Genomic DNA, 20742 nt, shown 5'->3' on the forward strand with positions numbered 1-20742 from the left:
GTGGGGCCGGTGCTCCGCGGCGGAGTGCGGACCCTCGGGAGAAGGTACCGTTGTCGAACCGAGAGCCGGAGGTGTGATGAGCGAGACCACGGTCCCTCGCCGGTTCGCCGCACTCCGGGACCGCCACTCGCGGCCGTACCTCTTCACCGCCGGGCTCTCGATGATGGGCGACAACATCGAGCACGTCATCACCTACTGGGTGCTCTGGCAGGAGTTCCACTCGCCCGCGCTGGTCGGGTTCGAGGTCATCAGCCACTGGCTGCCGTTCCTGCTGCTGTCCGTCTGGTTCGGCGGCCTCGCGGAGAAGTACGACTGTCGGCGCCTCGTGCAGATCGCGCAGGGGCTGTTCATGCTGGTGTCGGTCTGCTGGGGCGTGCTCTTCCTCACCGGCACGCTGCAGGTGTGGGAGGCGTGCGTCCTGCTGGTGCTGCACGGCTGCGCGGGAGCGCTGTGGGCACCGGCGGAGCAGATGCTGCTGCACGACTTCGCGGAACCGGCCGAGCTGCCCGGGGCCGTGCGGCTCAACGCGACGTTCCGGAGCCTCGGGGTCCTCGCCGGCCCGGTCGTCGGCTCGGCGCTCCTGCTCGGCCTCGGGTCCACGTGGGGGATCTTCGCGAACGTGCTCTTCTACCTCCCGATGACGCTCCTCATGCTCCGGACGCCCTACACCGGGCACACCCGGAGCGGGTACGTCCACCGCGCCCGGCTCACCCTCGCGGACGGCTTCCGCACGATCCGGCAGGTGGGCGGGGACCGCGTGCTGGTCGCGATGATCGTCCTCGCCGGGCTGGTCGCCCTCTGCGTCGGCGGATCGTTGCAGGTGTCGATCCCGTCCTTCGCGGACGCGCTCGGAGCCGGCAGCGCCGGCTTCGGGTACGGGCTGCTCCTCTTCGCGAACGGCGCGGGCGGTGTGCTCGGCGGCTTCCTGCTCGAGGCGACGGGTGCGCTCAAGCCGAACACGAAGGTGGTCGTGGTGACGACGGTGCTCTTCGGCGCCACCACCCTCGCGGTCGCCGTCACCGGGAGCTTCGTGGTCGCGGTCGTGGCGCTGTTCATCGGCGGGATCGCGAACATGGCGTCGACCGCCATCGGCCAGGCGGTCGTGCAGCTCCGGGCGCCGGTCGAGCAACGCGGGCGGGTCGTGGGCGTCTACAACATGTTCGGCAGCGGCATGCGCACCGGCAACGGGATCACGCTCGCGGTCCTCGGCGCCGCGGTGGGCGTGGGGTCGGCCGTCGCGATCGGCGGTGCGGCGCTCGTGGTCGGGGCGCTCGTGGTGGCCGCGGTCATCGCGGTCCAGCGCCGGCGCGCCCCGCTCGTCTGAGTGGGGCGCGCAGGGCTCCGGCCCGGCCCCCGTTCGGCTGCCGCACGGCCGGGGTACGGACACCGCCGAGCGGACCCATGGTCAGGGCGGTTAGGCTGACGTGACCCACGATGACCAGCAACGACCTCGACCACACCGCGACCACTGGAGCCGGCACCATCCGCCGCACCGGTAGGGCGTCGTCCCACGGCAAGACGATCCTGATCGGGGAGCACGCCGTGGTCCACGGCGCACCCGCACTCGTGCTGCCGGTCATCGACGCCGAGGTCGTCGCGACCGTCACACCGCTCGAGGACGTCGCCGACGCGGCTCCGGGCAGCGCCGCCGGTCACCACCTCGAGTCGACCGTGCACACGGGCCCGCTCGACCTCGCCCCCGCTGCCGTGATGCCGACCGTCACCGCCGTGACCGCCACCCTGCGGCACCTCGGGGTCACCGACCGGCCCGTCCACGTCCGCGTCGACAGCCAGGTCCCCACCGCGCGCGGCATGGGCTCGAGCGCCGCCGTCGCCGCTGCGGTCACGGCCGCCGTCGCCGACGTCTTCGGCGTGGTCCTCGACGCGGAGACGCACCACGAACTCATCCAGGAGTGCGAGCGCGTCGCCCACGGCAGCCCGTCCGGACTCGACGCCCGCGGGGTCGTCGCGGACGCACCGGTGTGGTTCGAGGACGGCCGCATCGAGCCCGTCGCGCTCGGTGCCCGCTTCGTCTTCGTGGTCGCCGACACCGGCGTCCCCGGACACACGCGCGAGGCGGTCGCGTCGGTCCGCGAGCGGCTCGACCACGACCCGGAGACGGTCCGCGCCGTGATCGACCGCATCGGTGCGCTCGCCCGGCACGCGCGGGGGACGCTCGAGGGCGGTGACGTCCAGGCGCTCGGTGCCAGCATGGACGCCGCACACGATCTGCTCACCTCGCTCGGCGTCTCGAGCCCGGACCTGGACGGACTCGTCGCGGCCGCACGCGGTGCGGGCGCGCTCGGTGCGAAGCTGACCGGTGGCGGACGGGGCGGATGCGTCCTCACCCTCGCCGAGGACGACGACCACGCGGACCGCATCGCGGCCGCCCTCCGCGGCGCAGGTGCCGCAGCGACCTGGACCACATCGATCGGAGACCGCGTTTGACCACCGCAACGGCCGTCGCGCACCCCAACATCGCCCTCGTGAAGTACTGGGGCAAGGCGGACGCGCACCTCGCGCTCCCGGCCACGGGCAGCGTCTCGATGGGACTCGACGTGTTCCCCACGACGACGACCGTCACGGTGGACGGCGGTGCCGCGGACGACCAGGAGGCGCTGGGCCCACGCGGGCCGGTACCTGACCGTCGCGCAGCGGCGGGCAGGCCGAGACCGTGGGGAGATGCGTTCACGCTGAACGGTCACGTCGCCGAGGACGGTGCGCTGGTGCGGGTCACGCAGTTCCTCGACCTCGTGCGCGAGCTCGCGGGTTCGTCCGCGCGTGCGAGCGTCGTCTCGGAGAATTCGGTGCCGACCGGAGCCGGACTCGCCTCGAGCGCCTCCGGCTTCGCGGCGCTCGCCACGGCGGCAGCGGCCGCGTACGGTCTCGACCTCGCCGAGCGTGACCTGTCCCGGCTCGCCCGACGCGGTTCGGGTTCGGCCACCCGGTCGATCCCGGGCGGTGTGGCCGTCTGGCACGCCGGCGACGACCAGGGCTCGTACGCCGAACCGATCCCGGCGCCCCCGATGGCCATGGTCGTCGTGACGATCGACGCGGGGCCGAAGCCCATCGGTTCGCGCGAAGCGATGCGCCGCACGATCGCGACGTCGCCGTTCTACCCCGCCTGGGTCACCTCGACGACCGAGACCGTCGGCGAGATGCTGACCGCCTGCGCCGCCGGCGACTTCACCCGCATCGGCGAGCTGACCGAGAGCAACGCGCTGCGCATGCACGCCACGATCGAGGGCGCGTTCCCGCCCATCCGTTACCTCAACTCCCGCAGCGTCGCGGTCTTCGACGCCGTCGCCGAGCTCCGCGCCGCCGGGGTCGAGGCGTACGCCACCGCCGACGCTGGCCCGAACGTCGTCGTCCTCACGAAGCCGGAGGACCGCGGCACCGTGGCGGCCGCGCTGGCCGGCTTCGGCGACGTCATCGAGTCGGGCACCGGACCAGGCGCGCACCTCGTCCGCTCCGAAGACACCGGAGCACCGGTACCGGGTGCCGTCCGACCGGAGGAGTCCGCCGAGTGATCGAGTTCCGTGCCCACGGCAAGCTGTTCGTCGCGGGGGAGTACGCCGTGGTCGAGCCCGGCCAGCCGTCCGTGCTCATCGCCCTCGACCGTGCGATCACCGCTCGGGTCAGCGAGGGCCACGGCGCCGGCAGCGTGCACTCCGAGGAGTACGGACACCTGCCGCTGACCTGGACCCGTGCCGAGGACGGCCTCGCGCTCGACCGTGAGCACCACCCCTACGACTACGTGATGGCGACGATCGACCTCGTCGAGAAGCTCCGTGCCGAGCAGGGCATCGCCCCGCGCTTCCACGACCTGCGGATCCAGAGCCAGCTCGACGACGCCAGCGGCCGGAAGTTCGGGCTCGGCTCGTCCGCGGCGGTCACGGTCGCCACGGTGGGCGCGCTCGATCGGTTCTACGGGCTCGGCCTGACGCAGCGGGACCGGTTCCGGGTGGCGCTCCTCGCCACGATCCGGGTGAACCCTCGCGCATCCGGTGGCGACCTCGCGGCGAGCACCTTCGGGGGGTGGCTCCGCTACAGCGCCCCCGACCGCGAGCGTCTCGCCGCGCAGCTGGACAGCCGCACGGTGACGGATATCCTCGCCGACGGCGACGCGTGGGACGGCTTCGACGTCCAGCGTCTGCCCGCGCCCGAGAACCTCGAGCTGCTCGTCGGGTGGACCGGTTCGCCGGCGTCCACCACGAAGCTCGTCGGGGTTGTGCGCCGCCACCGCAACGGCGGGTACCAGGCGTTCCTCGACGAGAGCCGCGCCTGCGTCGACGACCTCACCACGGGCCTCCAGACCGGCGACGCCGAGCGCACGCTCGGGGCGCTCCGTCGCGCCCGGGGCCTCCTGCAGCGCCTCGGCACGTCCGTCGGGTCCCAGATCGAGACCGAGCGTCTCGCCACACTGTGCGACGTCGTCGAAGCGGCCGGCGGGGCGGCGAAGCCGTCGGGTGCCGGCGGCGGCGACTGCGGCATCGCGCTCGTCCCGGCGGACACCGACCTCGCCGGCATCCACCGCGCCTGGGAGGCGCACGACATCAGACACCTCAGCGTCGCGGTGCAGGCGCCAGAAGGAGACCTCGATGACTGACCTGCTGACCCCGATCCCCACGAAGTGGGTGGGGCCGATCCGCATCAGCGGCAACGCGGCGGAGGGCGAGCACGAGGTGCCGCTCGCGACGTACGAGTCGCCGCTGTGGCCGTCCGTCGGCCGCGGTGCCCGTGTCTCGCGTCTGGTCGAGGGCGGCATCGTCGCGACCGTCGTCGACGAGCGCATGACCCGATCGGTCGTGGTCAAGGCGGACAGCGCCGCCGCGGCGCACATCGCAGCGGGCCGGATCCTCGGTCGCCAGGCGGAGCTCGAGGCGATCGTCGCCGGGCAGAGCCGCTTCGCGAAGCTCATCGAGGTGCACCCGGAGATCGTCGGGGACCTGCTGTTCCTGCGCTTCGCGTTCACCACCGGGGACGCGTCGGGACACAACATGGTCACGCAGGCGGCGGACAAGCTCCTGCCGGCGATCCTCGACTGGGAGCCCGGGCTGCGCTACGTCAGCGTCTCGGGGAACTTCTGCACCGACAAGAAGGCCACCGCGGTGAACGGCATCCGTGGCCGCGGCCGGAACACCATCGCCGAGATCGTCATCCCGGGCGAGATCGTCTCGAAGCGGCTGCGCAGCAGTGCGGCGCGCATCGCCGAGCTGAACGTCGCGAAGAACCTCGTCGGCTCGACCATCGCCGGGGCCCTGCGCTCCGCCAACGCCCACTACGCGAACATGCTCCTCGGCTTCTACCTCGCCACCGGGCAGGACGCCGCGAACATCGTCGAGGGTTCCCAGGGCATCACCTACGCCGAGGCCCGCGGCGACGACCTGTACTTCTCGACCGCGCTGCCGCACCTCATCGTCGGCACCGTCGGCAACGGCAAGGGCGGCGACCTGCCCGTCGTGGAGGACGCCCTCGTGCGCCTCGGCTGCCGTGAGGACCGCGAACCCGGGGCGAACGCGCGACGCCTCGCCGCACTCTGCGCCGCCACGGTCCTCTGCGGGGAGCTCTCGCTGCTCGCCGCCCAGACCAACCCCGGCGAACTCATGGCCGCGCACGTCGCCATGGAACGCCGTGGTTCCCGACCGGCCGGAGGTGCGGCATGACCGGCATCGGCATCCACGACCTCGCCGTCGCGACCGGGCACCACGTGCTCGAGCTCGACGACCTGGCCGAGCGGCTCGGGGTGGACCCGGCGAAGTACCACGTCGGCATCGGGCAGGACGCGTTCAGCGTGCCCGCCCCCGACGAGGACATCGTCACCATGGGCGCCGCCGCCGCGAAGGAGATCATCGACCGGCACGGTGTCGACGGCATCCGCACGGTGTTGTTCGCGACCGAGTCCGGCGTCGACCAGTCGAAGGCAGCCGGGGTGTTCGTGCACGGTCTGCTCGGCCTGCCGCAGAACGTCCGCGTCGTCGAGCTGAAGCAGGCCTGCTACGGGGGAACCGCGGCCGTGCAGCTCGCCCTCGGCATCGTCGCCCGTGCGCCGCACGAGCGCGTGTTGGTCATCGCCGCCGACGTCGCCCGCTACGACGTCGACACCGCTGCCGAGCCCACGCAGGGCGCCGGCGCGGCCGCGATCCTGGTGTCGGCGGACCCCGACCTCATCGAGATCGAGCCCGCCGCGGGGGTCTTCACCGCCGACGTCGACGACTTCTGGCGACCGAACGACCGGTCGACCGCGCTCGTCGACGGCCGCCTCTCCGTCAGCGCCTACGTCGACGCCTTCGTCGGCGCCTGGGACGACCTCGCCGCGCAGGGCGGTCCGGCGTACGGGGACATCGTGCGGTTCGTGCACCACCAGCCCTTCACGAAGATGGCGCTCAAGGCGCACCGGAAGCTCACCCAGCACGTGGGTGTCCCGTTCGACGAGTCCGAGCTCGCGATCGGGTTCACGTACAACCGGCAGACCGGGAACACGTACACGGCGTCGCTCTGGATCGGGCTCGCGGCGCTGCTCGACCTCGACGACGACCTCGCGGGGGAGCGCATCGCCCTGTTCAGCTACGGGTCAGGCAGTGTCGGCGAGCTGATCACGGGCATCGTCCAGCCCTCGTACCGTGAGCACCGTCGAACCGGCCGCGTGCGCAACCTCCTCGATGCGCGCGTCCCGCTGACCGTCGACGCGTACCGGGAGCTGCACGCCGCCGGGGCGGCGACGAGCGAGGACGTCGAGCGTCCGCACGTCACGACGGCGCCGTTCCGGTTCGCCGGCGTGCGCGGCGGGGCGCGTCAGTACGAAGCGTCCTGAGCGACGGACGGGAGGCACGGGGCGGGCCCGCACCGTGCCTCCCGTCCGGTCAGCGGCCGGTGCCGCCGTCTCATCCCCTGAACGGCTCGGCGGCGAGGATCCGCAGCGTGATCGACCGGCCTGAGGGCAACGCGTACCGGACCGTGTCGCCCACGTGCGCGCCGTCGATGGCGCGTCCGAGCGGGGACGTGGGGGAGTACACGTCGACGGCGATCGAGGGGTCGGCCTCCACCAGGCTGCGCGGGCCGACGAGGAAGGAAGTGGGATGTTCGTCCCCGGCGAACAGGGCCGTGACGAGCATGCCGGCCTCGACGAGTCCGTCGTCGGGCTTCTCGGACGTCTCGGCGTTCCGGATCGCGTCGCGGAGGGTACGGATGCGTTCCTCGACGGTCGGCGACGGGGAGGGGTCGGCGGACAGGGTCTCGAGTTCTTCGGACATGCGCTCGAGGACGCTCGGAGGGACCCAGGTCGTCTCGGTCGTGCTCATGGTCGGCTCCTTCGTGGTCAGGGGTTTCGCGCCCGTGGTCAGGGCTTCGCGCCCGAGGGTGAACTTGCGATCCTACCGCAGACTGTGTGGTCTGACAGGAAGTCGGGCTGCTCCGTAACGCGCCCGGCCCACCCCGTACGCTCGTCGTGCAACGTGAGGAAATGAGGAACACCGCCGATGCCAGTGCTGGATGCCCATCTCGAGTCGATCTTCGACGAGGTCGTACGCCGCAACCAGGGTGAGGACGAGTTCCACCAGGCGGTGGCCGAAGTCCTCGGCAGTCTCGGCCCGGTGATCCGGAAGCACCCCGAGTACGGCGACGCCGAGGTCATCCGACGACTGTGCGAGCCCGAGCGTCAGCTGATCTTCCGGGTGCCGTGGGAGGACGACGCGGGACGGGTGCAGCTGAACCGCGGCTTCCGCATCGAGTTCAACTCGGCACTCGGCCCGTACAAGGGCGGCCTCCGCTTCCACCCGAGCGTGTACGCGGGCATCGTGAAGTTCCTCGGCTTCGAGCAGATCTTCAAGAACTCCCTCACCGGTCTGCCCATCGGCGGCGGCAAGGGCGGGTCCGACTTCGATCCGAAGGGTCGCTCGGACCGTGAGGTCATGCGCTTCTGTCAGTCGTTCATGACCGAGCTGTACCGGCACATCGGCGAGCACACCGACGTCCCCGCGGGTGACATCGGCGTCGGTGGCCGCGAGATCGGGTACCTGTTCGGCCAGTACAAGCGCATCACGAACCGGTACGAGTCCGGTGTGCTCACCGGCAAGGGGCTCACCTGGGGCGGGTCGCAGGTCCGGCCGGAGGCGACCGGGTACGGCCTGGTGTTCTTCGTCGACGAGATGCTCCGCAGCCGCGGTTCGTCGCTCGAGGGTCGCCGTGTGTCGGTGTCCGGGTCCGGCAACGTGGCGATCTACGCGACCGAGAAGGTGCAGCAGCTCGGCGGCGTCGTGGTCACCGCCTCGGACTCGTCCGGCTACGTCGTCGACGAGGCCGGCGTGGACCTCGACCTGCTCAAGGAGGTCAAGGAGGTCAAGCGCGGCCGGATCAGCGACTACGCCGACGCGCGCGGCGACTCGGCGCGGTTCGTCGCCGGCGGCAGCGTGTGGGACGTCCCGGTCGACATCGCGCTCCCGTGCGCCACGCAGAACGAGCTCGACGAGGCCGCCGCCGCCGCCCTGGTCCGGAACGGCGTCGGAATCGTCGCAGAGGGCGCCAACATGCCGGTGACGCCGGCCGGCACCCGGGTCCTCGCCGAGGCCGGTGTCCTCTTCGCACCCGGCAAGGCGGCGAACGCCGGCGGCGTCGCGACGAGCGCCCTGGAGATGCAGCAGAACGCGTCGCGGGACTCGTGGACGTTCGAGTACGCCGAGGGGCGGTTGCAGCAGATCATGCGGGCGGTGCACGACCGCGCGCTCGAGACGGCGGACGAGTACGGAGTGCCGAACGACTACGTCGCCGGGGCGAACATCGCGGGCTTCACCCGCGTCGCCGACGCGATGCTCGCCCTGGGGGTCATCTAGCGGGACGACGGCCTGGAGGCGCGTGGCGGCGCCGCCCCGCTCCTCCGGGCCGTCTCCTGCTCACGCGGTGGCGGGCAGCACCTCGCGCTCCAGACGCTGGTAGCTCGTCTCCATGCCGTCGGTCATGCCAGTGGCGAGGATCATGTCGCGCTGCGTCTGGTCCGGGTAGGTGACGAGCAGCGTCAGGAGCGTGACGCCGTCGGCCTCGTCGAACTGCAGGTCGTTGGTGTTGGCCGGGAAGGGCGCTCCGGTCATCCGCTCCGTCGTGACGATGCGGCGCTCGGGGTCCACGACGAGGTTCTCGCCCTCGAACCCGAAGGGCTCGCCCTCGGTGTCCCCGACCGGGGCCCACGCGTTCCGGTAGGAGCCGCCCGGGACGAGGTCGTTCTCGCACACCGTCATCTCCCAGCCGTCCGGGCCGAGCAGCCAGCGCCGCATCAGTTCGGGCTCGGTGTGCGCGCGCCACAGCAGGTGTCGGGGCGCGTCGAACGCCCGGGTGATGCGCACGTGGGTCTCGTCGACGAGGTCGGTGACGGTGCCCTTGCCGAGCGCGTACTCGCGGAGGTCGGCGAGGACCGTGTCGAGCTGCCCGAACGCCTGCTCGTACCCCTCGAGCATGCCCATCTCGAGCATCCGGGCGAGGTCGGCGGAGGACGCGAACGACGTGAGCACGGTCACGCGGGAGCCGCTGCCGACGCTCTCGAAGGACAGGACGGTCTCGCTCGCGGGCAAGGACTCGTCCACTGCGCCGTCCTCGGTGGAGAACAGGTCCTCGAAGACGATCCGCCGGGGCTCGTCCACCTCGCTGATCCGCCACAGGGACAGGAAGCGCTCGCCCTGCGGCGAGGTCATCCGGTAGTCGGCTCGACCCCCGGGTCGAAGCTCGAACGTCGTGAACGTCGCGGGGAACCCGGGCGGGCCCCAGAAGCGCTCGAGCTGCCGGGCGTCGGCGAACGCGCCCCAGAGGCGTTCGACGGGGACGGGGAACTCGGCCACGAGGGTCATGGTGAGTTCCTCGGGGTCGGTGTGGACGGACGTGGTCGGCATCATGAGCTCCCTTGCTCTCGGTCTTCTTCCAGCAGTGCGTCGAGGCGGTCGATCCGGCCGCGCCAGAGGTCCGCGTAGGCGTCGAGCAGTCCGCGGACCCGGTCGATCTGTCCCGGTTCGGCGCGCACGATGCGGGTGCGGCCTCGGGGCTGCTTGGTCACGAGCCCTGCTCCTTCGAGGACGGCGACGTGCTTCTGGACGGCCGCGAACGACATCGTGTACGCGTCCGCGAGCTCGCTCACGGACGCTTCGCCGACGAGGGTGCGACGGACGATGTCGCGCCTGGTCGCGTCGGCCAGGGCGTGGAAGACCCGGTCGACCTCGGCGTCACTCAGTTCGATTCGTGCAACCATTTGGTTGTAGGTTACGACTGAGTGGACCGGTGCACAACCCCGGCGGCGTCAGTAGACGTCGCGGACGTACCGCTTGCCGCGGCGCATGTCGGCGAGGTAGGACTGCGCGTCGTCGTCACCGCGCCCGCGCCGGGACGCGATCACCGACAGGAGCGCGGACTCGACGTCCTTCGCCATCCGCGAGGCGTCGCCGCAGACGTACACGTGGCCGCCGTCCTCCAACCAGGCGTACAGCTCCGACGCCTGCTCGAGCATCCGGGTCTGCACGTAGACCTTCTCGGCCTGGTCGCGGGAGAACGCCAGGTCGAGGCGGTCCAGCACGCCCTGCTCCTGCAACTCGGTCAGCTCGTCCTCGTACACGAAGTCGGTCTCGCGGTGCTGGTCACCGAAGAACAGCCAGTTCCGGCCGGTCGCTCCGGACGCCGCACGCTCGTGCAGGAACCCGCGGAAGGGGGCGATGCCGGTGCCCGGGCCGATCATGATCATCGGTGCGCTGTCGTCCGCCGGCACCCCGAACGAGGCGTTCGGCTGGAGGTACACGTCGACGGTGCCGTCGGGGGAGACTCGGTCGGCGAGGAACGTGGACGCGACGCCGGCGTACATGCGGTGCGGATCGCCGTACCGCACGGACGCGATGGTGAGGTGGATGCGGTCCGGGTGCGCCAGCGGGCTCGACGAGATCGAGTACTGCCGTGCCTGCAGCGGCCGGAGGTTCGGCAGCAGCTCGTCGAGTCCGGGCGCCGCGGATCCGGCGTCACGGAGCAGGTCGAGGACGTCCCGGCCCCACAGCCAGCGGTCGAGCTCGTGCTTGTCGCCGTGCGCGACCACGGCGGCGAGCTCGCTCGCCGGCGCGCGCTGCACGAGGTCCGCGACGAGGTCCTTCGAGGGGGTCCGGATCTCGCGGTCGGTCCGCAGCAGATCGACGATCGGCTGCCCGTCGAGCTCCTCGCCGCCGTTCGCACCGACCTGCTCGAGCAGCTCCCCGACGAACACCTCGTCGTTGACGGGCACGACCGCGAGGGCGTCGCCCGCCGAGTACTCGATGCCGGAGTCGGCGAGGTCGAACTCGTAGTGGCGGATCTCCTTCGCGCTGCGCGGCGAGGAGAGCAGCCGGTTGACGGCCAGGCGCGACGGGAACGGGTTGCGCTTGTTCCACTGGGAACCGGGTCGGGAGGCGCGGCTCGCGCCCGCCCCGCCGGCTGCGGTCGCGGGGGCACCCGCCCCCGCGTCGGCGACGGACGCACCGGGCTGTGCGCCGGCTTCCGCCGCGAGGCGGTCCAGCACCGCCGCGCTCCACAGCGCGGCCGGGTCCTCGAAGTCGACGTCGCAGTCGACACGGTCGTGGATCCGCGTGGCACCGAGCTGCTCGAAGCGGGTGTCGAGGAGCTTGCCGGCCTGGCAGAACTCGTCGTAGCTGGTGTCGCCGAGGCCGAGCACCGCGTACTGCAGTCCTTCGAGACGCGGCACCGTGGTCGCCTGGACCGCCTCCCAGAACAGTCCGGCGTTGTCGGGCATCTCGCCCTCGCCGTACGTCGAGGTGACGACGAGCACGTGCGACATCCCGGCGAGCTGCTCCGGCGTCACGGCGTCGAGCGCGGTGGCCCGCCCGCCGAGCCCACGGGCCTTCGCACCGGCGACGAGCTCGTCGGCCAGGAACTCGGCGTTGCCGGTCTGCGTGCCGAACAGCACGTCGATCGTCGTCGTCGGGGCGGAGCCGGATGCACGCCTGCCGGCGGCGGCGATCCCGGCGATGAACCCGGCGAGCCAGGACTCCTGGGCGGCGGAGAACGGGGCGTCGACCGGGATCAGCGAGCCGGTCGGGGGGAGCAGGCTCATGCCGAGACCACCTCGGTCGGGGCCTGCGGTGCGCGGCCGGCGATGTCCTCGAGCGCCGCGTTCGCGAGCAGCTCGTCGAACCGGGCAGCGCGGACGCGGCCGTCGTTCTTGGCGTTCTGGTGCATGATCCACCCGGTGGTGCCCGGCGCGTCCATGCTGCGGTTGTTCCGCTGCGTGAGCGCGCGCTTGGAGTCGTCGAGCCGCTTGATCGCGATGAGGGTCGCGAGCTCGTCGTCCGCGAACTTCTCGAGCGTCGAGCGCAGGTACTTCACCACGCGCTGCTTCACGGAGAAGTCCTCGGTCAGGATGAGGTTCCTGACCGCTTCCGCCACCCTGGGGTCGTTCGGGCCCATCGCGCCCGGGACGCGCTCCAGCGCGAGCTCCTGGGCGACGCTGAGCACCGCGTACGAGGACAGCAGCGAGAACGTGTCGTCACCCTGGTCGCCGAGTGCCGGGGCGCGACCGCCGAGCAGGGTGCGCTGGTCGCGGTAGTCGACCTTGAACGCACGGAGCTTGTCGGTGGCGACCGAGTTCGCCAGCTCGTCGAGCAGTTCGTTCCGGGTCGCCGCCGCGAGGATCTCGTCGGAGTCCTGGGAGAGCAGCAGCGCGCGCGGCATGCCGACGTACACGTGCCCGCGCGTGGTCTCCCACTCGTCGAGCAGTCGTTCGGCGAGGGCCGAACCGGTGGCCTCGAGGTGCCACTCGAGCAGCAGCTTCGCGGCCGCCTCGTGGAAGGCGCCGCGGTCCGTGTCGGTGACCGGGAACACGAGGAGGGAGTCGGTGCTCGCCCGCTCGCTGACCCGGCCGGACGGGTCGTACTGGTACAGGAAACCGCCGGACATGCCGTTGCCGAGGCCCTTGCCGAACGTGCCGAGGTTGAACACGGCACCGCCCGTCATGTACTCGCACCCGAAGTCGCCGATGCCCTCGACGACCGCGGTCGCCCCGGAGTTCCGGACCGCGAACCGGTCGCCGGCCTCACCCTCGACGAAGGTGCGTCCGCCGGTCGCGCCGAACAGGGCGAAGTTGCCGACGAGGACGTTGCCGCCCGGTGCCGTGCCGTCCGCTCCCGTGCTGCCGCCGCCGGGCGTCCGGACGATGATCCGGCCGCCCGTCTGGCTCTTCCCGACGCCGTCGTTCGCCGTGCCGGTGTGGTCGAGCACGATGCCGTCGTTGTTGAACACGCCGTACGACTGGCCGGCCGAGCCGGAGGTCCGGATCGTGACCGCGCCGTCGACCAGGCGCCGACGCCCGCGGTCGTCGGTCGCGATCGCCGGGTGCGCGGACAGGTCGACGCCGCGCAACTCGTGGTTGAGGATGCGCTCGACGTCGATGCCGAGCTGCCCGCCGACGGACTTGTCCGCGTTGCCGAGGTGCACGCCGTCGATCCGGAGGACGTGCTCGTGCCCGTCGACCAGCGCCGCGCGGACCTGCTCGATGAGCGCGTCGTCGGTGCGGTAGTCCTTCTCGAGGTACTCGGGGTCCGTGACGACCTTCTCGGGCACCTGCGCGAGGAGCGCACGCACGTCGAGGCGGCCCACCGACGCCGGGTGGTCGAGGAGCTGCAGCAGGTCGGTGCGACCGCGGGCCTCGCGCAGGGAGCGCAGGCCGAGACGGGCGAGGATCTGCCGCACGTCGTGCGCGATGTTGAGCAGGTACTGCGCGAGCGCGCGGGGGTCGCCCTCGAAGGCCTCGGCGTTCGTGGTGAGGCCCGCCGGGCACTTCACGTTGCAGTTCTTCGCCATGACACAGCCGAGCATCATGAGCGCGGTCGTGCCGAACTCGAACGAGTCCCCGCCGAGCAGCGCACTCGTGACGACGTCGGACCCGGTCTGGTGCGCGCCCGAGCAGCGGAGCGTGACCTTCTGGCGGAGGCCGTTCGCCACGAGGGCCTGGTGGACCTCGGCCACGCCGATCTCCGCGGAGCGACCCGCGTACTTGAGGCTCGTGACCGCCGCGGCACCCGTGCCACCGGTGTTGCCGGCGACGTTGATGACGTCCGCGCCGGCCTTCGCCACGCCGACCGCGATCGTGCCGATGCCCTCGGAGGACACCAGCTTCACGATCACCCGGACGCGGGCGGCCTTGCAGTCGTGGATGAGCTGCGCGAGGTCCTCGATCGAGTACGTGTCGTGGTGCGGCGGCGGCGAGATGAGCTCGACGCCGGGCGTGCCACCACGGGCCGCGGCGATGTCCACCGTGACCTTCGGCGCGGGCAGCTGACCACCCTCGCCGGGCTTCGCGCCCTGACCGATCTTGATCTCGAGCTCCTCGAGCATCGGGTCCGCGAGGTAGCCCGCCCAGATGCCGAAGCGGCCCGAGGCGAACTGCTTGATGCGCGAGCCGCGGATGGTGCCGTAGCGGGAGTGGTGCTCGCCGCCCTCGCCCGAGTTCGACATGCCGCCGACCATGTTCGTGCCGTGCGCGACGGCCTCGTGCGCGGTCGCGACGAGGGCACCGTGGCTCATGGCGCCGGACGCCAGGGTCCGGGTGATCTCGTGCGCCGGCTGGACCTCGTCGAGATCGACGCTGTCCGGGGCGCTCTCGAACAGGGCGAGCAACTCCACCGCGGAGCCGGTGGCGCGCAGCGTCACCCCGGTCTCGTCGACGGAGTCGACGTCGACCTGGCCGGGGTGCAGCAGCGCGAGGCCGTCCGCGAGGGCCCGGTGGCGCAGTGCACCCGTGGTCCCCGTCGACGCGAGCTCCAGGCGGAAGCGCGCCGTTCCTCCAGGAAGACCGTCCGACGACGACGGACGCGAGCCGGAGAGCCCGCGCACCGTGACGCTGGCGTTGCCGCTCGTCGAGAACCGTCCGAGTTCGCGGGCGAAGTCCTCCGCCGTGTCGATGCCGGTGACGTCGGCGGGCAGCGCGAGCACGTCGCGCAGCGCAGCGGGACGGCGGGAGCGCTCGTCGTGCGTGGTCTGCAGGAACGTCACGTAGCCCGGGGTGATCCGGTGCGCGTCGATCTCGGCGTCGCTCAGCCGGTCGTAGCCGGTGTTGCGGTACGCGGCGTCCGTGATGCCGAACGAATCGTCGAGCTGACCGAGCGTGAGCAGGCGCAGCGCGTCCGCGTCACCCGAGCGCTCGAAGGCCGGTCGCTCCTCGGTCATGCCGCCGAAGCCGCGGACGCTCGCGACGCCGAACGAGTGCCCGGCGCCGTCCGAACGCTCCTTGAAGAGGCCGAGCAGGGGCACCTGGCCCTCGGACTCGACCGTGCGCGCGCGCTCGTGCCAGTCCGTCGCCGCCTGGGCGATGCGAGCGAAGCCGACACCGCCGACCGGGGCCTGCATGTGCGGGAAGACCCGGGCGAACAGGTCGTCGCGGGTGTCGAGGTAGTTGGGCTCGAAGAACTCGCCGCCGATGTAGCTCTCCGCGGTGCACAGGCCCACGCGGCCCATGGTCTTGGCGAGGGCCTTCTCGGCCGCCTTCCGGAAGCGCTTGAGCGCGGCGTCCGTCTCGGTCAGTTCACCGGCGGGCGCCGGGGCGGCGGGGTACTTCTCCTCCGCACGCAGCCGGGCGCTCAAGCTGTACACAGCGGCGGCACCGAAGCCGAGCGCCGTCGCCACGTGGTGTGACGATGGCAGCTGACCGGACTCGACGACGACGGAGATCCGCAGGCGCAGACCGGTCTCGATGAGCCGCTGGTTGACCGCGGCGACGGCGAGGATCACGGGGAGCGGCGCATGCGTCGAGGAGACACCACGGTCGGTGAGCACCGCGATGCCGCCGGTCCGCTCCGCGAAGGCCGCGACGGCGCCGGCGAGCCGCTCGGTCGCCGAGCGGACGGCGTCGGCGTTGGCCTGCTCGTCGCCGAGCACCGGCTGGTAGAGCATGTCGAAGCGCTCGAGCGGCACGATGTCCTGGTCGCGGAGACGCACCATGTCGAGGTGCCCGAGGATCGGCGACTGCACGACGAGCTGCCTGCTCGTGGACCCGGTCCCGTCCGGCTTGGCGCCGAGTGCGACGCGCATCGACATGCCGTCGGCCTCGCGGATCGAGTCCAGCGGCGGGTTCGTCACCTGGGCGAAGCGCTGCGAGAAGTACTTCGCCATGCCGCCCTCGGTGTCGCTCAGGGCGTTGATCGCGTTGCCGTAGCCCATCGCCGAGATCCGCTCCGAGCCGTTCTGCAGCATCGGGTCGAGCATGAACCGGAAGCTCTCCTGGTTCAGCGAGTACGCCACGTACCGGCCCGCGAGCGACAGGTCGCCCTCGTAGCCGAGCGTCGACGTGGTGCGCTGGTACTCCGGCGCGGGCAGGTCGTCGAGGTTCACGCGCGCCGCGTCGAGCAGCTCCGCGTAGGGCCTGCGCGCCGCGAGCATGTCGAGCACCTCGCGCGTACGCATGAGCGTGCCGTTCCGGTGGTCGACGACGAGCATGCCGCCGGCCTCGATGCGGCCGCGGTGCACGACGTCCTCGGCGTCGAACGTGACCTGACCGGCTTCCGACGACACCATGAGGTACTCGCTGGTCTGCACCGACCGCAGCGGGCGGAGCCCCAGGCGGTCGAGCCGGGCGCCGACGACGTCGCCGTCGCTGAAGATCACCGCCGCGGGGCCGTCGTTCTTCTCCTCGTACAGCGAGAAGTACTCGAGCATGTCCCGCACGTCGGGCGTCAGCGTACGGTCGTTCTCCCACGCGGGCGGCATGAGCGAGACCACGGCCTCGACGATCTCGAGACCGTCGTCGAACACCCGGCTCTGCAGGGTCTGGTCGAGCCGGCTCGAGTCCGACTGCCCGGGGGGACGGACGATGCTGCGGGTGCGGGCACGAGCGAGCGCGTCGTCCGACAGGCGGTTCTTCCGGTCGGTGTTGAGCTCGCCGTTGTGCGCCATCAGGCGGAACGGCTGCGCCATCGTCGGGTGCGGCTCGGTGTTCGTCGAGAAGCGGGTGTGGAAGTAGAGCGTCCGCACCGAGTGGCGCGGGTCCCGCAGGTCCGTGAAGTACCCGATCACCTCGCCCGAGTTGAGACGGCCCTTGAGGATCTGCGTCCGAGCGCTGAGCGACAGCGGGTACAGGGCGGCGTGCTCGGCGCGCTGCTCGGCGGCCTGCGCGTACGACACCGCCTCGATCGCGAGCAGGGCACGGTTGGCCGCGGCGTCGACCTCGGTGCGCTCCCAGTCGTCCGGTGCGCGGAAGACCCACTGCACGATCGGCAGCTGGTACCGCTCGGCCTCGGGACGGGCGACGGAGTGGTCCACCGGGACGTCGCGGACCAGCAGCAGTTCGAAGCCCTCGTCCTCGATCGCGGCCGTCACGACCTGCACGGCGGCGGTGCGCTCGGTCTCGTCGGACGGCACGAAGCAGTTCGCGACGCCGAAGTGCCCCGCGCGGAGCGCCTCGCCGGCGATCGCGCTGAAGAACTCCACCGACAGGTCGACGCTCACGCCCGCGCCGTCGCCGACACCCTCGGCGGACTTGCCGCCGCGGTGGGGGATCGCGCAGAGCGCTTCGTCGCCCTTGCGGATGACGTCGTGGCTCGGCGTGCCGTCGAGTCGGGTGATGAAACCGACGCCGCAGTCGCTCGATTCGCGGGCAGGGTCGTAGAGACCGAAGGGGGAGGGGTTCACGTGCGGGTCCAGTGGGGCGATGCCGGCAGCGGACGGCCAGGCTGCATCAGTGGAGCGCTCGCCGCGGGCGGACCGGTGGTGGCAGTCGGGCCCTGTGGGGTTGTGGTGCGGTGAGGTGATGCTACGGCGCGGTATACCGCCCGCGCAACACCGCGACGGCCGGGAGGCGCGGTGCGGACCCGCACCGTTCCTCCAGGCCGTCGCGGTGCACGTCCACGACCCGCGTGGTCACGCCGCGCGCTCACCGGCTGAGCGCTCCGTCGAGCGCTCCAGCGCGTGCTCGTCGACGGGGATCGGCTCGGTCGCCGCAGTGCTCGCGTCCGCCGCCGGGGTCGTCCCCGGGCGGATGAGCTCCGGGCGCCGGCGCGAGCGGAACACCCACGCCTTGAACAGCACGAACCGGACGAGCGTCGCGACGAGGTTCGCGGCGGTCAGCACGACGATCTCGGTGCCGTGCGAGGCGCTGGGCGTCGTGCTGTGCAGCACCACGAGCGACCCCGACGTGATGGCCCAGGCGACGCCGAACACGACGAGGCCCTGCACGTGGTGCCGTCCCGCCCCCGCACGGCCGCGCACGCCGAAGGTGAAGCGCCGGTTGAGTGCCGTGTTCCCGATGGCGGTGAGCAGGAGCGCCAGGAAGTCGGCGGTCTGCGCCCCGATGGCCGGCCGGAACAGCGCGTACAGCACGGCGAACGCGACCGTCGACAGCACCCCGATCGCACCGAAGCGCAGCACCTGCCCGACGATGCCCACGTGCGGCGGGGTGAACGGACGTCGGCCGATCGCCTCGTAGACCTCGCCGATCCGCACCCGACCGGTCGCGATGCCGCGGGATACGCGCCACATGCCCTTGAGGTCCTCGGTGGCGGTCGAGGCGATGTGCACGGAGGAGTTGACGTCGTCCACCCAGTCGACGGGCACCTCGTGGATGCGCAGCCCGGCGTGCTCGGCCAGCACGAGCAGCTCGGTGTCGAAGAACCACGCGTCGTCCTCGCACAGCGGCAGGATGTGCTCCGCCGCCTGGCGGGTGATGGCCTTGAACCCGCACTGCGCGTCCGAGAACGAGACCCCCATCGTCGTCCGGAGCAGCAGGTTGTACGAGCGGGAGATGAACTCGCGTTTCCCACCCCGGACCACCCGCGAGGAGTCCGCGAGCCGGGTGCCGATCGCGACGTCGGAGTGCCCGGACAGCAGGGGTGCGACGAGCGGGTCGAGTGCGGCGAGGTCGGTCGAGAGGTCCTCGTCGACGTAGACGAGCACGGCCGCCGGCGATGCGCTCCACACCGCCTTCAGCGCCCGGCCCCGACCCTTCTCGGCGAGGTGCACGGTGTGCACGTCGGGCAGCATCGCAGCGAGGTCGTCCGCGATCCGTGCGGTGTCATCCGTCGAGGCGTTGTCCGCGATGGTGATGCGCCAGGTGTTCCGGAGCGACGTCCGGCAGAACGCGTGCAGGCGTCGGACGTGGGCGGCGAGGGTGTCCTGCTCGTTGTAGCAGGGGACGACGATGTCGATGTCGAGGGGTTGGTTCGTCTCCGTCATGCCGCTCATGCTCGGCAGCGGGCATGCGGGGACCGCTGCAGCGCCCTATGCCGCCCCTAAGAACCGGCGCCTCCCGGCAGGTCGACCGTGAACGCCGTGCGACCCGGCTCCGAGGACACCCGGACGACGCCGCCGTGCGCCGTCACGACCGCGCGGACGATCGCCAGACCGAGCCCGCTCGTCCCGTTCTCCCGGGAGCGCGACGCCTCGCCCCGGGTGAACCGGTCGAACAGCGTCGGCAGAGCGTCGGACGGGATCGGCGGCCCGTCGTTCGCCACGACGAAGCGCACGACGCCCGGCCCGCTCCCGGACGCGGCGATCCGTTGGAGCGACACCACGACGGCGGTGCCCGCGGGTGTGTGCGTCCGCGCGTTGGCGAGGAGGTTCGTCACCACCCGCCGCAGCTGCGCGACGTCACCGGCCACGACGAGCGGGTGGTCGTCCATGACCTGCAGCGTCCACCGGTGTCCGGGGGCGGTCGCGCGGGCGTCCATGGTGGCCTCGACCACGAGCGACGTCAGGTCGACCGGCTCGACGACCGCCGGCGCGGACCCGGCCGACGCCGTGGACGCCGCGTCGAGCCGGGCGAGCAGCAGCAGCTCCTCGACGAGGTCGCCCATCCGGACGGCCTCCCGTCCGATCCGGTCGACGTTCCGGTGGATGGCGTCGACGTCCGACGAGGACGCGGTGAGCTCGGCGTACGCCCGCACGGTCGCGATGGGTGTGCGCAGCTCGTGGGAGGCGTCGGCGATGAACGTGCGCATGCCGGCCTCGGCGTCGCGCCGGACCGTGAGGGCGCGGGCGACGTGCCCGAGCAGGCGGTTCAACGCCGTGCCGACCTGCTCGACCTCCCGGTTCGCGGACAGGTCGGCGGGGGCGACGCGCACGGGGATCGCCGGGTCGCCGCGCTCCAGGTCGAGCGCGGTGACGTCCGAGGCGACGGAAGCGACCCGCTCGAGCGGGCGGAGCGACCGGCGGACGAGCAGGGTCAGCGCCCAGGCGGCGACGAGCAGCCCCAGGACGGTGACGACGCCGATGACGAGCAGGAGTCGGGCGATGGCCGCGTCGAGGTCTCCGAGGGGCAGGGCGGTGACGAACACGTCCCCGTCGTCGCCGATCGCCTGCGCCCGGTAGGAGCCCAGTTTCCCCAGGTCGACGGCGACGGGTTCGCCGTCGCTGCCGACCGCCGCGAGGGTCTTCTCCTGCGCCGAGGTCAGGCCGTGCTGCTGTCCCTCGTCGTCGGTGTAGCCACCGAGGACCGCCTTCCCGTCGCGGAAGATCGCGACGACGGTGCCGGCGGACTGTCCCGGAGCGCCGATGAACGCGTTGTCGGGATCCGACCCGGAACCGGTGCCGCTCGTCGGCGGTGGTCGCTCGCCGTCCGGGCCGCCGACCGTCCGGTCCGCAGCTGTCGCCAGTTCGGCATCGAGCCGCCCCACGAGGTACCCGCGGAACGCGACGACCGTCACCGCGCCGACGACGACGTTGGTCGCGACGAGCAGGAGCGCCACCGCCGCAACGATCCGCCAGCGGAGCGACGGCACGCGCCGCGCGCGCTCCGACCGGGAGACG

At 72.0% G+C, this 20742-nt stretch carries 14 protein-coding genes; 7 read left to right on the forward strand and 7 right to left on the reverse strand.

Features of this window, described 5'->3' with window-relative positions:
• Positions 1–76: 76 nt before the first annotated feature.
• From HP507_RS12775 to HP507_RS12800, 6 genes are all read left to right on the forward strand, one after another.
• Positions 77–1324, forward strand: a complete 1248-nt coding sequence (locus HP507_RS12775) for an MFS transporter (protein WP_175352173.1) — start codon at positions 77–79, stop codon at positions 1322–1324.
• A 110-nt stretch (positions 1325–1434) separates the two neighbouring features.
• Complete coding sequence (gene mvk, locus HP507_RS12780) at positions 1435–2448, forward strand: mevalonate kinase (RefSeq protein ID WP_175352174.1); 1014 nt, start codon at positions 1435–1437, stop codon at positions 2446–2448.
• Positions 2445–3530, forward strand: a complete 1086-nt coding sequence (gene mvaD / locus HP507_RS12785) for a diphosphomevalonate decarboxylase (protein ID WP_175352175.1) — start codon at positions 2445–2447, stop codon at positions 3528–3530. Before mvk ends, mvaD begins: the two co-directional genes overlap by 4 nt.
• Positions 3527–4609 (forward strand): phosphomevalonate kinase, encoded by a 1083-nt coding sequence (locus tag HP507_RS12790; RefSeq protein ID WP_175352176.1) that lies wholly within the window; start codon positions 3527–3529, stop codon positions 4607–4609. Before mvaD ends, HP507_RS12790 begins: the two co-directional genes overlap by 4 nt.
• The gene (locus HP507_RS12795) at positions 4602–5666 is read left to right on the forward strand and encodes a hydroxymethylglutaryl-CoA reductase (protein ID WP_175352177.1); all 1065 of its coding nucleotides are present in this window, start codon (positions 4602–4604) and stop codon (positions 5664–5666) included. The genes HP507_RS12790 and HP507_RS12795 overlap by 8 nt, the downstream gene beginning before the upstream one ends.
• Positions 5663–6814 (forward strand): hydroxymethylglutaryl-CoA synthase, encoded by a 1152-nt coding sequence (locus tag HP507_RS12800; protein ID WP_175352178.1) that lies wholly within the window; start codon positions 5663–5665, stop codon positions 6812–6814. Before HP507_RS12795 ends, HP507_RS12800 begins: the two co-directional genes overlap by 4 nt.
• Positions 6815–6884: 70 nt before the next feature.
• Here HP507_RS12800 and HP507_RS12805 read toward each other — a convergent pair whose 3' ends face one another.
• Positions 6885–7301 (reverse strand): GreA/GreB family elongation factor, encoded by a 417-nt coding sequence (locus tag HP507_RS12805; RefSeq protein ID WP_175352179.1) that lies wholly within the window; start codon positions 7299–7301, stop codon positions 6885–6887.
• 177 nt (positions 7302–7478) lie between these two features.
• Between HP507_RS12805 and gdhA the strand changes: the two genes are divergently transcribed.
• The gene (gene gdhA / locus HP507_RS12810) at positions 7479–8828 is read left to right on the forward strand and encodes an NADP-specific glutamate dehydrogenase (RefSeq protein WP_175352180.1); all 1350 of its coding nucleotides are present in this window, start codon (positions 7479–7481) and stop codon (positions 8826–8828) included.
• A gap of 60 nt (positions 8829–8888) precedes the next feature.
• Here gdhA and HP507_RS12815 read toward each other — a convergent pair whose 3' ends face one another.
• From HP507_RS12815 to HP507_RS18450, 6 genes are all read right to left on the reverse strand, one after another.
• On the reverse strand, positions 8889–9878 hold the full coding sequence (locus tag HP507_RS12815; protein ID WP_338085242.1) for an SRPBCC family protein: 990 nt from the start codon (positions 9876–9878) through the stop codon (positions 8889–8891).
• Positions 9875–10228 (reverse strand): ArsR/SmtB family transcription factor, encoded by a 354-nt coding sequence (locus HP507_RS12820; RefSeq protein ID WP_175352181.1) that lies wholly within the window; start codon positions 10226–10228, stop codon positions 9875–9877. Before HP507_RS12820 ends, HP507_RS12815 begins: the two co-directional genes overlap by 4 nt.
• A gap of 48 nt (positions 10229–10276) precedes the next feature.
• Complete coding sequence (locus HP507_RS12825) at positions 10277–12064, reverse strand: sulfite reductase subunit alpha (protein WP_175352182.1); 1788 nt, start codon at positions 12062–12064, stop codon at positions 10277–10279.
• Positions 12061–17631, reverse strand: a complete 5571-nt coding sequence (locus HP507_RS12830) for a glutamate synthase-related protein (RefSeq protein ID WP_175352183.1) — start codon at positions 17629–17631, stop codon at positions 12061–12063. The genes HP507_RS12825 and HP507_RS12830 overlap by 4 nt, the downstream gene beginning before the upstream one ends.
• A 228-nt stretch (positions 17632–17859) precedes the next feature.
• On the reverse strand, positions 17860–19179 hold the full coding sequence (locus tag HP507_RS12835) for a bifunctional glycosyltransferase family 2/GtrA family protein (protein WP_175352184.1): 1320 nt from the start codon (positions 19177–19179) through the stop codon (positions 17860–17862).
• A gap of 47 nt (positions 19180–19226) precedes the next feature.
• Positions 19227–20714: a sensor histidine kinase gene (locus HP507_RS18450; RefSeq protein WP_175352185.1), complete on the reverse strand. Its 1488-nt coding sequence runs from the start codon at positions 20712–20714 to the stop codon at positions 19227–19229.
• Positions 20715–20742 lie beyond the last annotated feature (28 nt).

Origin of the sequence: Curtobacterium pusillum (genome assembly GCF_013359865.1) — a bacterium.
GTDB lineage: Bacteria > Actinomycetota > Actinomycetes > Actinomycetales > Microbacteriaceae > Curtobacterium > Curtobacterium pusillum.

Bases quoted from the DNA above. Each gene is read 5' to 3' on its own strand.
- HP507_RS12775 (WP_175352173.1), top strand. From the start codon at position 77: ATGAGCGAGACCACGGTCCCTCGCCGGTTCGCCGCACTCCGGGACCGC.
- mvk (WP_175352174.1), top strand. From the start codon at position 1,435: ATGACCAGCAACGACCTCGACCACACCGCGACCACTGGAGCCGGCACC.
- HP507_RS12795 (WP_175352177.1), top strand. From the start codon at position 4,602: ATGACTGACCTGCTGACCCCGATCCCCACGAAGTGGGTGGGGCCGATC.
- HP507_RS12800 (WP_175352178.1), top strand. From the start codon at position 5,663: ATGACCGGCATCGGCATCCACGACCTCGCCGTCGCGACCGGGCACCAC.
- HP507_RS12805 (WP_175352179.1), bottom strand. From the start codon at position 7,301: ATGAGCACGACCGAGACGACCTGGGTCCCTCCGAGCGTCCTCGAGCGC.
- gdhA (WP_175352180.1), top strand. From the start codon at position 7,479: ATGCCAGTGCTGGATGCCCATCTCGAGTCGATCTTCGACGAGGTCGTA.
- HP507_RS12815 (WP_338085242.1), bottom strand. From the start codon at position 9,878: ATGATGCCGACCACGTCCGTCCACACCGACCCCGAGGAACTCACCATG.
- HP507_RS12820 (WP_175352181.1), bottom strand. From the start codon at position 10,228: ATGGTTGCACGAATCGAACTGAGTGACGCCGAGGTCGACCGGGTCTTC.
- HP507_RS12825 (WP_175352182.1), bottom strand. From the start codon at position 12,064: ATGAGCCTGCTCCCCCCGACCGGCTCGCTGATCCCGGTCGACGCCCCG.
- HP507_RS12835 (WP_175352184.1), bottom strand. From the start codon at position 19,179: ATGAGCGGCATGACGGAGACGAACCAACCCCTCGACATCGACATCGTC.